Genomic DNA, 14,802 nt, shown 5'->3' with positions numbered 1-14,802 from the left:
TCATGCGATATCACAGTCTTGGAAACAGTGGGTTGAAGGTGTCGGCTCTCGGCTTAGGGACGAATGCATTCGGCAAAAGGGCGGATCAAGACACGTCCATTCGTATTGTTCATCTTGCCTTGGACAGTGGTATTAATTTCCTAGATACAGCGAATATTTATGCGGGTACAGAATCCGAAAGAATAATCGGCCAAGCGTTAACCGGCAGACGTCATCAGGCGGTGCTGGCGACTAAGGCCGGTTTAGTAAGCGGCCCAGGCCCGAACGAAAGGGGCTCGTCTCGCTTTCATCTGCAGAGGGAGCTGGAGGATAGCCTTAGACGGTTAAACACGGATTATGTGGATTTGTATCAGATTCATACCTTCGACCCTTCTACTCCCTTGGAGGAGACGCTGAGAACGTTAGATGACATGGTTAGCTCAGGCAAGGTTCGTTATATCGGAGCGTCCAACTATGCCGCATGGGAATTAATGAAGGCTCTAGGTATTAGTGAGCTGAAAGGATACATACGCTACGTTTCCACACAAACGAGCTATTCCCTTGCTGATCGTACGCCGGAAAATGAGCTTATTCCCATGTGCCTTGATCAAGGTGTGGGGATTATTCCTTATTTTCCACTGGCAGGTGGTATCTTGAGCGGGAAGTACAGCCTGACGGAAAAAGCGCCCGAGAGCTCAAGAGCCATAACGGATCCTTCGTTTAATAGATTTCTGAACGAGAGAACCCTCACGCTAGGGCAGAACGTTAGCAGGTTGGCTGCAGAGCACGGATACACCTCCAGCACACTCTCGCTGGCATGGCTAATGAATAGACCGGCCGTCTCTAGTGTTATCGTTGGAGCAACCCGCATAGAGCAGGTAGAAGATAATCTGCACAGCGTCTCCGTTGCTCTTGATTCTGAAACTTCTAGGGAGCTAGACGAAATGAGTCGTGCATTCCGACAGGGCGACCCGTTCGCTACGTATCGACTACCTTAAGGAGGTGGAGAGGGCGCTATGGGTCAACTATCCAACGTGCAGATCGGCACCTTCGTTCTAAGCACGGAGTTACTTGTGTACCTTGTGGCGGGCATGATGGGTGTTCTAGCGGTTCGTATTAGGCAAAGGCTACATCCAGAGAGAGAATGGCTTATTTCTGTTGCATGGAACGCTGTCTTCCTCTGGGTCGTTATATGGAAGGCGAGCTTGCTGCTCTTCGATCTTAAGAGTGTCATAGACAATCCGATGTCCTTACTATTTTTCAGTGGAGGGGTCAGAGGGCTGTTGCTTGCTTCAGCTATAGTCATCGCATATATAGGTTTTCGTTATGTTAGAAAATTAGGAAATGCCGAAGGGGCAGCGCTGACTGCGACTATGCTGTCAGGTTGGGTGGCAACTGTTTGTTTGGCCCAAATCGTACTGTCGAACTCGGTAGGGTTCATGACTTATTTGTTCCTTTTCATATCCATCTTGTTACTGATCCTATTATTGAAGCCTGCTCGAAGTACCGGGTGGAGTCTGCGATATATGGCGCGAGTGCTTGGAGTTCTGCTAATCGTTACAATGATTGGCTATACCGTGTTTGATTACGGCAATACTAAGACAATAGGCCATGATCAGGCTGCACCTGACTTTCAGCTCACGGATCTGGAGGGGAATGTCGTAAACCTATCCGATTACCGTGGACAAACTGTCCTTATGAATTTCTGGGCAACGTGGTGTCAAGTATGCAAGGCAGAGATGCCTCATGTGGAGAAGCTTTATCAGAACTATAAGGATTTGGACGTTGTAGTTTTGTCTGTTAACGTCACAAGCCAAGAGAGAAATGCCCAGCAGGTGGAGAGCTACGTGGATAAGCATGGTCTTAGCTTTCCTGTCGTGCTTGATGAGCAAGGCACAGTAGCTAAGCAATACCAAGTAACCGCGTACCCCACGACCTATGTGATTGACTCCACGGGGAAAATTAGAAATCATTACCTCGGGGCAATCAGTTATGAGAATATGAAGAAGGTTATACAGAATATCGGTTAAGCTGTGGAAAATATTGCTGAAATCTCTTGAGCAAATAGACCTCGTGGAGTGGGTGTCCATCAGGTCTGTTTGTACATGTGGGATAAAATCGTCTATTATTAATGAGTCTCCTAATATAAAGTTCATATGTACCTAACATATTTAGTATATTATTTTAATGATAGATGAGCGTCATAGAGTGATTGAATGAAATAATCGAGGTGTCTGGGTTGCATACACAAGGTGAATCATCCTACCTATTAAAAGTTGTTTCTTACTTTGCTAAGGATTATAGCTTGACGCAGCGGGAGCAGGAAATTGTTTTTTACCTCACGAAATACGGATACAGTAATAAGCATCTAGCAACCGAGCTATTCATTGCGGAGAAGACGGTCAAGAATCATATCGCGAAAATACAAGAAAAAACAAAAGCCGGCTCTACAAGAGAATTATTATCTATGGTGGTTGCTCAGTTCCTGCTATATCAGGACGAGGAAGAAGCGCTCGTTCTGAGGTGACTTCATATTCTTCACAATAAACCGTATAGAATGACCATTAAAGGACCTTAGGGGGGTCCTTTTTCTTTTTCATTTTAGCTTAAACTAAGAGCCCATTATCCCTGTTTGTTGAGCACAATCCATATTCAGCTTCGTTGCTCCGGTTCCAATAGCTTGCTGTCTCCACTAGGACAAGATAAGATAAAGCTAGACATTAAACTTATAGCACGTTAAGTTAAGCGGGGTTTCATGGAACCTTCGCTGTAATGTAATGAGAAAGCAAACGGGAGCTGTGAATAATGTCTCAAGAAGAAGTGATATTAACCAAAGAGGGTTTAGCTAAATTACAGGCGGAGCTCGACGATCTTAAATATGTGAAACGTAAGGAATTGGCTGCGCGGATTAAGCTAGCAATTAGCTACGGCGATCTCAAGGAAAATAGCGAGTATCATTCAGCAAAGAACGATCAGTCGTTCATGGAAACAAGGATTATTATACTTGAGAAAATGCTGAACAAAGCTCGTGTTGTTGATTCCGATAGCTTGACCATTTCGGCTGTTAATGTTGGCTCAGTCGTCATCTTAAATGATATTGAATTTTCCGAGAAGATTGAATATCAGATCGTAGGGCCAGCCGAGGCAGATGTTCTGGAAAATAAGATTTCGTATGAAAGTCCACTCGGCAAAGCACTTATTGGGAAAACCATAGGAAGCATCATTAGTGTTAACGCACCTATGGGAGTTATTAAATACGAGCTGCTTGAGATTAAAGCGGGTTTATAAACGGGAAAACGGCAAACTGACAATGAATGCCTATATGACACTTACTATTTTTTACGGATAGGTGTTAGGGTGAGGCGGGGTAACAGTCTATGAGAAAAATTCAAAAGATTCTTGTGTATGAACAGGTTGCGCAAGAAATTCAGAATTATATTCAGGAGAAGGACCTCCAGGAAGGAGATAAGCTGCCTTCCGTCGAAGAAATGACGCAGATGTTCGGTGTCGGACGTTCTTCGTTACGGGAAGCTTTGCGTTATCTAGAAGCGGTTGACGTTATTCAGGTAGAGAACGGCAAAGGGATTTTCGTCCGAGAAGTCGATACATTCCGATTCCAAGGCAAAGTCAAAATCGAGAGAGAGCGTCATTTTTTACTAAATACTCTTGATGTTCGCAGAGCCCTAGAAGGCAAAGCAGTGGAATTGGCATCTAAGAGCATTACAGCTATTCAGATTAACGAAATGGAAAGCTGCTTGGAAGAGTATCGGATTCTAAAAGAGAGCGGGAAAGATACCTCCCGGATTGATTTGGCATTCCATGGTTACATTATTAAAGCATCCCATAACCCCATTCTTGAAACTGTGATGGATGCATTTGCAGGTCTGTATGAGAAGTTCTTTGATGAACCACTAGGTAACAATCAGCTCTTCGCTGAGACTTATCCCTATCATCGGACGATGTTCGATGCGATTGCTAGTCATGACACCGATAAAGCGCTGGAAGAATTTAATAAGATGATGGACTGTATTGAAAATAAGATTAGAAGCTATGAATAATAAGCAACTTATATTATAGTAATGATATAAAGCATTCCTAATTGATTAACCTATCAGACAGGATGATTGGTTGGTGCATAGCACGTTTGCGGACAAAATCATCTTAGAAGATTGTACACAAGGAGCAGAAAAATAATGAGCAAACAAGAAAAGCATTTTACCAAGGTAGCATATGATCCAGTGGATACGAGACATCATGGAGCCATTAATGTACCTTTATACCAGAATAGTCTGTTCGCATTTGAAAGCTATGATCAATTTGATGAAGCTATGGGTACACTTCTAGACCATCATGTCTATTCACGTGGCAATAATCCTACTGTTCAGTATTTGGAACGGAAGCTAGCAGACCTTGAAGAAGCTGAGATGGCTAAATGTTTTGCATCGGGCATGGCTGCTATTAGCTCGGCAATCTTATCGACTGTTGGGCAAGGTGACCATATTGTGTGTATCAATCAAGCCTATGGTCCGACGAAGCAATTCCTTACTTCCTATTTGACCAAATTTGGAGTGGAAACCACATTCATCGATGGAAGCTCAATTGAGCAATGGCGCGATGCGGTGCGTCCAAATACGAAGCTGCTCTATCTGGAAAGCCCGACAACAATGCTGTTCGAATTGCAGGATCTGCGGCTATGCGCGGAGTTAGCAAGAAGCATTGGGGCTGCAACTGTCATCGACAACACTTGGGCAACGCCTTGTTTTCAGAGCCCGCTTGCTATGGGGATTGATTTGGTCGTCCATTCCGTTTCAAAATATATTGGAGGACATAGCGATTGCCTAGGAGGAGTCGTACTGGGATCGAAGGAAAGGGTGTCGGGTATCGGTTATACGGAATATTTGCTGCTTGGTGGCATTATGACTCCCCAAACAGCGGCACTCGTATCCAAAGGTCTGCGGACGCTCCCTCTGCGCCTACAAAGACATGAGGTTAGCGGACTTCAAGTGGCGGAGCATATCGGCAAACAAAGCTATGTGACTCGCGTCAACCATCCCGGCCTGCCATCCCATCCACAGTATGAGCTTGGGAAGCGCCAAATGTCAGGATACAGCAGTCTCTTCTCCTTCCTATCTGACGAGCCGATAGAGAGATTGAAGGAATGGGCTGGCAGATTAAAATACTTCAAGATCGGCGTTAGCTGGGGCGGCTTTGAGAGTCTAGTTACGGTTAGTCCATTGACTAATGATGCAGGTGAACACACTGCGACTGTAGTCAGATTATATATCGGCATGGAGGATCCGAACGATCTGATCGCCGATATCGATCAGGCTTGGAGTGGTACGAAATCTTAGCATGATGTGCAAAGGAAGGCAGGGAGCCAAAATGAAAAAGCGCATTGGTTGCTTGCATGCCCATTATTCTAATATTCCTTATATAGAACAGGCTTTATCAGTGTATGGGGCGGAGTTGCTTCATTTTGTTGACCCTGCATTGGTATATAGAATCTCATCGGATAAGACTTTTAGCCAGGTGGATGCCCAACAGAAGGTGAATGAGCAACTGGAGTGGATCGCCAAGGCTAACGTTGATGCAATTCTGATTACTTGTACGAATTACATCGCCCTCCTTCAAGAGGATCAGCAAACGGTTACGATTCCCGTTATCAAGATCGATGAACCCCTGTTCGAGCATCTGTGCAAACAAGCTCAACCGCAACTATTACTCTTTACTAACCCAGCTACAGTTGAAGGAACGATGAGAAGATTACACGAATATGCGCAAAAAATAGGAAAACATCCTGTAGTGGAAGCACTAGTTATTGATAATAGCTTTGAGTTGATTATGCAGGGTAAGCAAGAGCAATATCTTACCGTGGTATCTGATTACATGCGCAGCTTGCTAAGGACTATGAGCAATAATATTTCTATTTCTGTTGCACAATTGTCAATGGTGGACGCGGCCAGAATTGTTCAATCGGAGATGAACATTGCCATAGGGAATCCGTTGGAAGCATTAACTTCATACATGGAAAATGTGCAGACCGAACGCAGATAGACCGCTAGCTCATACCCATTCATAACTTGCACCCAAAAGCCTACTTTCGCCAATCATGGACGGAAGTAGGCTTTTTGCCGAGGTAATCTCTGTACATTTTCAAAATAAAATATTGACAGTAACTATCAAATGACATAAAGTCTCAATATGAATTAAATATTGAAAGGTGGTAACTGTCATAATGATAAAAGAAAATCGGAAATGGTGGATTCTCGGTGCACTTTCGCTCTGTCTGCTAACAGTAAGCTTAGATTTAACTGTTCTTAATCTTGCCTTGCCTACTCTGGCAATAGACTTGCATGCAACAAACAGGGAGCTTCAATGGTTTGCCGATGCCTATAATCTTGTTCTCGCTGCCGCGCTGCTGCCGGCTGGACTTCTTGGAGATCGAATGGGTCGTAAGAAAATGTTAATCATGGCGCTGGTACTATTCGGAGCAGCATCATGGATATGCGCTTATGCGGGTTCTGCAGAGGGACTCATCATTGGGCGGGCACTTCTAGGTCTTGGAGCAGCATTTTTATTGCCGTTATCTATGTCCATTATTCCTGTTTTATTCACGGAGGAGGAGCGACCTAAAGCGATAGGGCTATGGGTAATGGCCAACTCATTGGGAATACCGCTAGGACCAATTATCGGGGGATGGTTGCTTAACCATTACTGGTGGGGATCGGTATTTCTAATTAATATTCCGATTGTTATTGCTGCACTAATCGCTATTTTCATTCTATTGCCTGAATCTCGAAGTAAAGTTAGGTCTCGCATAGACCTCATAGGAATATTGACCTCTAGTACGGGTCTTGTTGCCCTAACCTATGGTGTCATTGAAGCGGGTGAGAAGGGCTGGGGAAATATTGAGGCACTGGCAACCGTTGTGACGGGTCTACTGGCTCTGATAGTCTTTATCCTGTGGGAGCGTCGGGTCAGGAACCCTCTTATTGACCTCTCCTTGTTCCGTTCATCTAGCTTCACATGGGGTTCGATATTAGCGACCATCGTATCGTTTGCTATGTTCGGATTGCTGTTTGTGACACCCCAATATTTTCAGGCGGTTGAAGGAGCGGATGCATTAGGTACGGGAATCCGTCTACTTCCAATCATAGGTGGCCTTCTGTTGGGAGCAAAGGTGTCGGAACGATTGAAAAACAGATTCGGGGCAGAAGCTATTCTTGCTATAGGCTTTGGGCTATTGTCTATTGGTTTGTTTCTAGGGGCAAATACAGGAAGTGGGCATGGCTATGGCTTTGCTTCAATATGGATATCCATTGTCGGATTAGGAATTGGATTTGTGCTCCCAACTGCGATGGATGTGGCGATGTCAGCACTCTCGGCTGAACGGAGCGGAGTGGGGTCGGCGCTGATCATGGCTATGCGTCAGGTCGGGGGGACGATAGGGGTAGCTATTCTAGGCACAGTGCTTAGTACAGGTTATCGTGCTAAACTGGAGATAGAAGGTTTACAAAGCGATATAGCGAAAGTGGTGCAGCGAAGCGTATCCGCGGGGGTGGAAGTTGCACAACAAATGGACTCGACGAAATTACTCGATTCTGTTCATTCCTCCTTTGTTCATGGAATGAACCTCACGCTTATGGTGAGCGGGGGCGTTGCTGCACTGGGCTTAGTATTAACCTTGGTCTTCCTGCGGTTACGAGTTACTGAGAAGGGGCAACTAGATTTAGGGGCCAAATGACATAGGAGAGTGAGTAAAGTGTCTTCAGATCTTCAACGGACGATGGGGCTGCGTGAGCGCAAAAAGGCAAAGACAATAGCAGCGGTCCAAATGCACGCACTACGGCTCTTTCGCGAGCTGGGCTATCAGGCAACTACCGTCGAACAGATTGCGGAAGCAGCAGAGATTTCACCCAGTACGTTTTTCCGCTACTTCTCGACGAAAGAGGATGTGTTGGTGAAGGATAATTACGATCCTCTTATCATCGCTGCATTCGAGAACCAGCCATCCCATCTGAGTCCGTTGCAGGCAGTTCGTAACGCTATGATTTCGGAAATTGGAAATCTGTCTGCCGATGAGCTAGCGATGGTGTCTGAACGGAATCAGCTCATGATGACAGTCCCAGAGCTGCGGGCAGCAACTCTTAATAACATGTTTCAAACGATGCATATGATTTCAGAAATGGTAGCGAAGCGAGTGGGTCGCAATCCGGATGATATAGCTGTTCGAACGTTCTCAGGGGCGATACTAGGTGTATTTACCTCAGTGATGCTCAGTTTTGCGGACAATCCAGATGCTGATTTCGCCGGCATGCTGGAAGAGGCTTTAAATAAGCTGGAGGCAGGCTTGCCATTGTAGGCTTGTCTTGGAAGCTGATGCTAGAGTTGACGATAGTCGAAAGGCAGCAGGTAGTCCCTCGGCAAACATGATATAATAGGCGGAAAGGCTACAATCTCATCCATTTTATCAAAAGCGAGGGTCTATAATGATTTGGGACAATAAAATTGCGACAACTTTGCAGTGGTCGAGTGAAATCTCGAATAGAGAGCAGAAAGAGAAAGTAGCGGAGAAAATTGCGGAGCGCGTAAAAAATGGGGACGTTATTGGCGTGGGCTCGGGATCGACCTCATTCCTTGCGTTACAGGCGATTAGCAAGAAGGTTAAGGAGCAGAACCTGAATGTTCTAGCTATCCCAACCTCTCATGAGGTTTCACTTACTTGTTCTATTCTGGGCTTAAATACTTCAACTCTATTGAATGTAAGGCCGGATTGGTCCTTTGATGGCGCGGATGAGGTTGATCCTCAGAAGAGCCTGATCAAGGGCAGAGGTGGAGCAATGTTCGCAGAGAAGCTTGTTATTAAGAGCTCTCCGGAAAATTATATTCTCGTTGATTCCTCCAAATTCGTTGCCCATTTAGGTGAGAAATTCGCGACTCCGATTGAAGTTGACCCTAGAGCGGTCAACTTAGTTGAGCTGGAATTACTCAAGCTGGGTGCGAACGAGATTAACTTAAGATTGGCGAAGTCCAAGGATGGCCCTGTAATAACAGAAGCTGGAAATTTGATTCTAGACGTTCGTTTTAATAAGATAACCGCAGATTATGAGAAAGAAATCAAGTCCATACCGGGAGTTATTGAGTCCGGCTTGTTCATTAACTACAATGTTGAAATATTGACGACATAAGCTTCCTAGGATTAAAGTCTATACTATAAAAAAGCTAATCTTAACCTGCGATGAGGTTTAAGATTAGCTTTTTCTATTTGCATGAATGTAATAATAACTAGGCTTTAACCGCTTGAAGCCATGCTTTCGCGATAAGAGCTGCACCAGCTGGGGAAGGATGCACGCCATCTGGAGCCCAATATTCAGGTCCAGTCTGAGCTGCAGCTGCTGCGAACAGGCCATCAAGAGGCACGTAAGGAGCTTTGAGCTCACCTGCAAGCTTACGAACAACCTGTATTTTGGCTTCCAGATTCACTCTCCATTGCTGCTGGATTTCGTTTACTGGTAGCACGAAAGGCTCAATTAGTATAAATTTAGCTGATAAATGCTCTTGAGCTTGTTGGATTAAGTTCCGGTACGAGGCTTCGAATTCTTCGGTATTCACAGGAGGGGTATGGGCAGTATCGTTAATACCGACATAGATAGATACCCAAGTTGGCTTAGGGTTGAGCTGCAAGCAATCCTCAGCCCAGCGTGCCTCCAAGCTGGTAGCGCGGTCGCCTGATACACCTCGGTTGAGGAAGGTTACCTGTTTCTCTGGATACTGATTGGCGAAGAGGGACGCGGCTATATTCGCATAGCCATTACCTAGATGTATGGATACACCCCGGTTACGTTCAGCATCTGTAATGCTATCGCCCTGGAACAGAACGACGGCGTTGTTTTCGATAATTGTCATGTGGGCTCCTCCTGAGATCAAAACAAATTGTCTTTCTGTAGGATAGAGTACCATAAATATCCTCTTGTGGGATATTAGTAAAAGCAGCTATAAAAAAGCCCGGCGAACTGACGAGAGTGTCCTCGCACAGAACGACCGGACTTTCCGAAATAAAGCATTTTAGCCGATGACGCATCAGTAAGCACTAGCTTCCTATACGTTATAATTCACAACGTAATTTTGCATGGTGGTGTTGTAATACCCCTCGCTATATTCGACCACGTCACTAACCTCGTCATAGGAATAACGTAATCTTTTTAATAACGGGGTATTCTCTTTGACCTGCAGCCTCTCTTCAATAAGAGGAGGAGCATAGGCTACAGCAAACTGATCCCGATATTTCTCTAGCGCAATATCATTTTCCTCTAGTAATCCATATAGGGACTGGGCATTCAAATCCGATTGCTCAATGTCGCCAATCCTCATCGTCAAGTAATGCGTGTAATGAATGTAAGGTAAACCGTTCAACTCATACAGACGCTCAATGCGAATGCACTGCTCTCCGAATAAACGGCGGGGCTCCGTAGCTTCAATCGTGCTTATGACTTCAATACTTAACAATTGCTTTTGTATTTGGTGACCTTCTTCGACCAACAATTCCGTAAAACGTTTCCAGGTCGAAAGCTTGGAGGTTGCTGTATTACGGATAACCTTCGTGCCTTTACCGCTGCCCTTCTCCAGGTAGCCTTCTTGGCATAGCTCCTTTATTGCGTTACGGATCGTGATTTTACTGACAGTGAACTCAGTCTCCAGCTGGGGCTCCGAAGGAATATTCGTCTGAATAGGATAAACGCCGTGCAGTATTCTATCCTTCAAAATATTTTTGATTTGCAAGTATAAGGGCCTTTTGTTTCTGGATAACCTCACGGTCAGATTCACTACCTTTCTACGTCGCCTAATGATTCGGTCATCGCCTTGAGAATTTCATTCTCTGATGACATCGGGGTATCGCCCACAATCGTATGGGCTAGCATAGCTGCTGTTGAGGCAAACTCGACTGTGCGAGTAGCGGAGTATTGTTCCAGTACCCCATGCATAATACCGCTCGTATAGGCATCTCCAGCACCAATTCTATCATAGACGGAGAAAGTAAGTGTTCGGGAAAAGGTGAAATCAGCATCTTTATAAATATATCCCTGCAACGCATGCGTATTGTCGCTATTAATAGAACGATGTGTACCTGCGATTACCGAGATATTATATTTTTGAGCAACAGCTGGGATAAGCTCCATAAGCTGCTCTTGTCGAGTTTCTTTGGTTGATTCCATTCCAAGGACAAATAGGGCATCCTTCTCGTTCATCATGACAATATCGGCTAGCTGCAGCATTTCTTCGTAGAAGGGCTTCGCTTTAGCATAGCTACCTTCGCCCCAGTGGAAAGGTCGATAGTTACAGTCGAAAACAACTGTTCCGCCCTTGGCTTTGACCGCTTGAGCAAAGGATTTCATGTGGCGGCGAACGGAATCATTCATTGCTAGCGTAATTCCGCAAAAATGAACGACGTCAATGTTATTGGCAATATCGGCGAAATCATACGAATTTTCGGGAGCCGTATTAAAGCTGCTTTCTTGGCGGTTGGAATAGGTCACGCGACTAGGCCGCGCACCGAATCCATTTTCCAAGAAGTACAAGCCAACATATTGTCCGCCACGATTAATGAATGCTTGCGCAATACCTAATTTACGCAAATAAGCTGCCGCCGCATCACCCACAGCATTAGCGGGCAATGTGGAGACGAGGTATCCAGTATGCCCGAAGCGTGCAAGGGCAGAGGCTACGTTCACCCCAGTCCCTGAGAAAGAATAGCTAAGCGTACCGGCTTGAGAAAGCAATTCGTAACCGGGTACCTGCAAGCGCATCATGACCTCTCCGAAGGCAGCGATTTTTTTAGCCATGGAGATCAACCAAACGTTTCATTGTTTCAAGCAGTTCTTTAACATCAGCGACCTTTGTTTTCCCCGTTGCCTTGTCAATGATCGATGAGTATACATGAGGGATAACTTGAGGAACGTTAGCTTCCAAGCATATCTTGAGGATAGCTTCGAAATTTTCTTTATCAATGCCGCCTGTTGGCTCTAACGCGAAGCCTTCTTCTCCGCAGGCTTGCGCTACTGCGCGAAGCTCGTCCTCACAGCTCAGTCCATTAATCGGGTAGTATTTCAAAGCATTCCCACCCATATCACGTACAAGGGCAATCGCAGCTTTAATCGGCACGACCGCATGCTCGGTATGTGCTCCGCTGATTGGACCCGTAGAAATATTAACGTAGCCTACGCGCCCAGAAGGAGAAATCATGCTATTGATCCAGCCATCCTGTCCATTCAGATTAGAACGAGTGGCTCCAACAGCAGGAAACACTTGATTGATATGACTTCCAGCATATTGCTTAGCAATAGCGGCTACGACGGCAGCCTGACGACTGTCTCCAGCACCTAATCCTATCGAAACAGCATCCTCTATTTCTTTGCCATATTCCTTCATCGCAACGACAGCTGTTTCGACTGTTGGATAGTCCTTAGAAAGCACTCCAACTAACACATATCCCTCTGCCGCTTCGAATACCTCTTTACCGTTCTCTACGCTATTGGCTAATACGTTTAATGAAGCACGGCCTTTGTAGAAACGCTTCGCAATGTTTGTCATGTTATTTGCCTCCAGTTAATTCGCGAATTCTAGATTCAATGATCTTGATATCATCACCTTGAAGCGGGCGTGGGTCAATATCGAAATAGCCCTGTCTGACGCCGTAATCCCTTGTATAGATGGCGATGTCGCCATTCTGAAGATCCGCCACAGCTTTCTTGGCGTCTGTAGGTGCTAGCAGGGGATCGATTTGAATGCGAGCACGGAAAATAGCTCTTCCTGCTTCATCCTGCACAATCGTTACCTTCACGCCAGCTAAGTCATTGAGTGGCACGAGCAGCTGTAGCGCTTCTTTTTCCTCTTCGCTCTTGTCTTCCTTGACGCAGTATTCATCGAGAGCTTGCAATAAGCCGAATGAGGTTTCTTTGCCGACCTTCATGCTGCGACCAATGCCATGCAATTGTACCTTGACCCATTGTATATAAGTCCGCTTACCGCCAACAATACCGGAAGTTGGACCTTCGATAGCTTTCGATCCGCTGTAGATAGCAAGATCAGAATATTTCACATATTTCTGAATATCTTCTTCCGCTGCGGCATCTACGATTAGAGGAACACCATTTCGCTGGGCAATTTCCCAAGCTTCCTCGACGGAAATCATATTTTTTTGAACGGCATGGTGCGATTTAACATAAAGAATGGCTGCTGTATTTTCGCTAATGGCATCTTCAATATGCTCGGCTTTGCCTTCATTAGCGTAACCAACCTCTACTAGCTTCCCGCCACCTAAAAAGACCATTGTTTCGACCGGTGCTCCGTATTGTACATTGTGACCCTTTAAGATGATGATTTCATTATTAGCTATGGTCTCCTGATGCAGACGCACGCTTTTGCGACGATCGCCTTTTGTTACAATAGCGGCAACAGACAGTGCAATACCGCTCGATGCGGAGTTAACAATTACAGCTGCTTCGGAGCCGAGAATTCTTGCAACGTGATCTCCTGCTTTATCGACTAGGTCGGCAATTTCTACATAGCTTTGTCCGCCTTGCTTCATTGCATCCATTACGGTGTCAGTTGGTGCGGATACTCCGAGAATACTCATACGCCCGCTAGCATTAATAACACGTTTAAGTCCATATTTAACATTCAATGAATTGCCCATTCACAACGACTCCTTTGGCTGCAATACTCATTTTTCCTTCACGCTTGTCACCTTCGGAATCAACGAATGTAATCGGATCGTTACGAACGGTAAACAAGGTTAAATTCGCAACGTCTCCAGCTTCAATTCGGCCGAGCTCCGGCTTGTTGAGCCAGTTGGCTGCATTTATCGTGACCGCTGAAATGATTTCCTCAAGCGGGTATCCCAGGTAAAGAAATTTGGAAAGAACATGGGACATACTGTAAACAGGGCCGTTAAGTCGATTGCCGCGGTAGATATCCGTGCTAATCGTATTTAATACGATGCCATGCTGTTTGGCTGCCTCAGCCACCTTGAATGAGAAGCTTGCCGTACCATGTCCAACATCTAAGTGAACACCTCGGGCAATGGCCTCAACTAGCACCTGCAGGGGTTGATCTTGATCATTGAACAGATTATTTTTTTTCCCGTTGAGATAGTGGGTAATGACATCTTTAGGTTCTAACAGAGTAACAATGTCCTCAATACTCGGCGGACCGGAACCGATGTGAACCATTAAGGGCAGCGATGTTTCGTCGGACAGCTTTCGTGCTATACGTAAAGGTTCAATACCGCTAGCTCCGACAACGCTTTTGCTTATCCGTGCTTTTAGCCCAATGATGAAGTCCTTATGCTCGTGGATCGCCCGAACAGCTTCGTTCGAATCAATCCATTCAAGATTGGATAATTCGTCTATTCTTTTAAGCCCCAATCGAGAAATGTTCAGAAAAGCGAACAGATTGGTTAGAGCTTGCTGTCCTTGTGTAGCTAACTCCGCAATGCTGTCAGCTCCGCAGCTTCCGGCATCCACGAGGGTTGTTACACCTTGCTTAATTCCAATCTCATCAATTTCATCCCCATAAGGATCAAAATCAGCAAACGCGTGGACATGAAGATCAATCCAGCCGCTCGATACATAGGTGCCGGAGCAGTCTATGACCTGTTTGCCTTGTCCACTCCCTGCGGGAGTTATTTCGGCTATCCTATCGTTATTGATTACGATATCGATCGCTTCACCGCTCACACGTGTAAGATTGCTTAGAACGAACGGCTCCTGCATGCTCTTCACCTACCTTCATTGCTCTTGCTAATGTTAAGATAGCACTTAATGT

At 45.4% G+C, this 14,802-nt stretch carries 16 protein-coding genes; 10 read left to right on the top strand and 6 right to left on the bottom strand.

The features are described 5' to 3' along the window. Positions 1-2: 2 nt before the first annotated feature. The 10 genes from KCTCHS21_RS28830 to rpiA all read left to right on the top strand — a co-directional run bounded on the left by KCTCHS21_RS28830 (position 3) and on the right by rpiA (position 9,167). The gene (locus KCTCHS21_RS28830) at positions 3-977 is read left to right on the top strand and encodes an aldo/keto reductase (protein ID WP_130615882.1); all 975 of its coding nucleotides are present in this window, start codon (positions 3-5) and stop codon (positions 975-977) included. 18 nt (positions 978-995) lie between these two features. Continuing rightward, entirely contained in the window at positions 996-2,009 is a 1,014-nt protein-coding gene (locus KCTCHS21_RS28825) for a TlpA family protein disulfide reductase (RefSeq protein ID WP_130615880.1), read from the top strand. A 182-nt stretch (positions 2,010-2,191) separates the two neighbouring features. Further along, positions 2,192-2,506 (top strand): helix-turn-helix transcriptional regulator, encoded by a 315-nt coding sequence (locus tag KCTCHS21_RS28820; RefSeq protein ID WP_130615878.1) that lies wholly within the window; start codon positions 2,192-2,194, stop codon positions 2,504-2,506. Between the two features lie 278 nt (positions 2,507-2,784). After that, complete coding sequence (greA, locus tag KCTCHS21_RS28815) at positions 2,785-3,267, top strand: transcription elongation factor GreA (RefSeq protein WP_130615876.1); 483 nt, start codon at positions 2,785-2,787, stop codon at positions 3,265-3,267. Positions 3,268-3,356: 89 nt separating this feature from the next. Then, complete coding sequence (locus KCTCHS21_RS28810; RefSeq protein WP_130615874.1) at positions 3,357-4,037, top strand: FadR/GntR family transcriptional regulator; 681 nt, start codon at positions 3,357-3,359, stop codon at positions 4,035-4,037. Between the two features lie 135 nt (positions 4,038-4,172). After that, positions 4,173-5,330 (top strand): trans-sulfuration enzyme family protein, encoded by a 1,158-nt coding sequence (locus tag KCTCHS21_RS28805; RefSeq protein WP_130615872.1) that lies wholly within the window; start codon positions 4,173-4,175, stop codon positions 5,328-5,330. Between the two features lie 31 nt (positions 5,331-5,361). Then, complete coding sequence (locus tag KCTCHS21_RS28800) at positions 5,362-6,033, top strand: aspartate/glutamate racemase family protein (RefSeq protein ID WP_130615869.1); 672 nt, start codon at positions 5,362-5,364, stop codon at positions 6,031-6,033. Positions 6,034-6,214: 181 nt separating this feature from the next. After that, on the top strand, positions 6,215-7,723 hold the full coding sequence (locus KCTCHS21_RS28795; RefSeq protein WP_170211447.1) for a DHA2 family efflux MFS transporter permease subunit: 1,509 nt from the start codon (positions 6,215-6,217) through the stop codon (positions 7,721-7,723). Positions 7,724-7,741: 18 nt separating this feature from the next. Then, positions 7,742-8,341, top strand: a complete 600-nt coding sequence (locus tag KCTCHS21_RS28790) for an acyl-CoA-like ligand-binding transcription factor (protein WP_232057998.1) — start codon at positions 7,742-7,744, stop codon at positions 8,339-8,341. 127 nt (positions 8,342-8,468) lie between these two features. Then, positions 8,469-9,167, top strand: a complete 699-nt coding sequence (rpiA, locus tag KCTCHS21_RS28785; protein ID WP_130615867.1) for a ribose 5-phosphate isomerase A — start codon at positions 8,469-8,471, stop codon at positions 9,165-9,167. A gap of 97 nt (positions 9,168-9,264) precedes the next feature. Here the strand turns inward: rpiA and KCTCHS21_RS28780 are convergent, their stop codons facing one another. The 6 genes from KCTCHS21_RS28780 to KCTCHS21_RS28755 form a co-directional block, all read right to left on the bottom strand. Then, positions 9,265-9,885 carry an SGNH/GDSL hydrolase family protein gene (locus tag KCTCHS21_RS28780; protein WP_130615865.1) on the bottom strand — a complete coding sequence of 207 codons (621 nt, stop codon included), beginning with the start codon at positions 9,883-9,885 and terminating at the stop codon, positions 9,265-9,267. A gap of 192 nt (positions 9,886-10,077) precedes the next feature. Continuing rightward, positions 10,078-10,803, bottom strand: a complete 726-nt coding sequence (locus KCTCHS21_RS28775; RefSeq protein WP_179952649.1) for a GntR family transcriptional regulator — start codon at positions 10,801-10,803, stop codon at positions 10,078-10,080. Continuing rightward, positions 10,803-11,819, bottom strand: coding sequence for a sugar kinase (locus KCTCHS21_RS28770; protein WP_130615861.1), 1,017 nt, complete (start codon positions 11,817-11,819; stop codon positions 10,803-10,805). Before KCTCHS21_RS28770 ends, KCTCHS21_RS28775 begins: the two co-directional genes overlap by 1 nt. Then, on the bottom strand, positions 11,812-12,567 hold the full coding sequence (gene dagF / locus KCTCHS21_RS28765) for a 2-dehydro-3-deoxy-phosphogluconate aldolase (protein WP_130615859.1): 756 nt from the start codon (positions 12,565-12,567) through the stop codon (positions 11,812-11,814). The genes KCTCHS21_RS28770 and dagF overlap by 8 nt, the downstream gene beginning before the upstream one ends. A gap of 1 nt (position 12,568) precedes the next feature. Continuing rightward, a complete protein-coding gene (locus KCTCHS21_RS28760) occupies positions 12,569-13,672 on the bottom strand; it encodes a DgaE family pyridoxal phosphate-dependent ammonia lyase (RefSeq protein WP_130615857.1) in 1,104 nt (367 codons plus the stop codon). Next, a complete protein-coding gene (locus KCTCHS21_RS28755) occupies positions 13,650-14,750 on the bottom strand; it encodes an amidohydrolase/deacetylase family metallohydrolase (protein ID WP_130616764.1) in 1,101 nt (366 codons plus the stop codon). Before KCTCHS21_RS28755 ends, KCTCHS21_RS28760 begins: the two co-directional genes overlap by 23 nt. Between the last annotated feature and the right edge of the window lie 52 nt (positions 14,751-14,802).

It is taken from the genome of Cohnella abietis (genome assembly GCF_004295585.1).
In the GTDB taxonomy this organism is placed as follows: Bacteria; Bacillota; Bacilli; order Paenibacillales; family Paenibacillaceae; genus Cohnella; species Cohnella abietis.
This window is presented reverse-complemented; position numbering and strand designations above follow the sequence as displayed.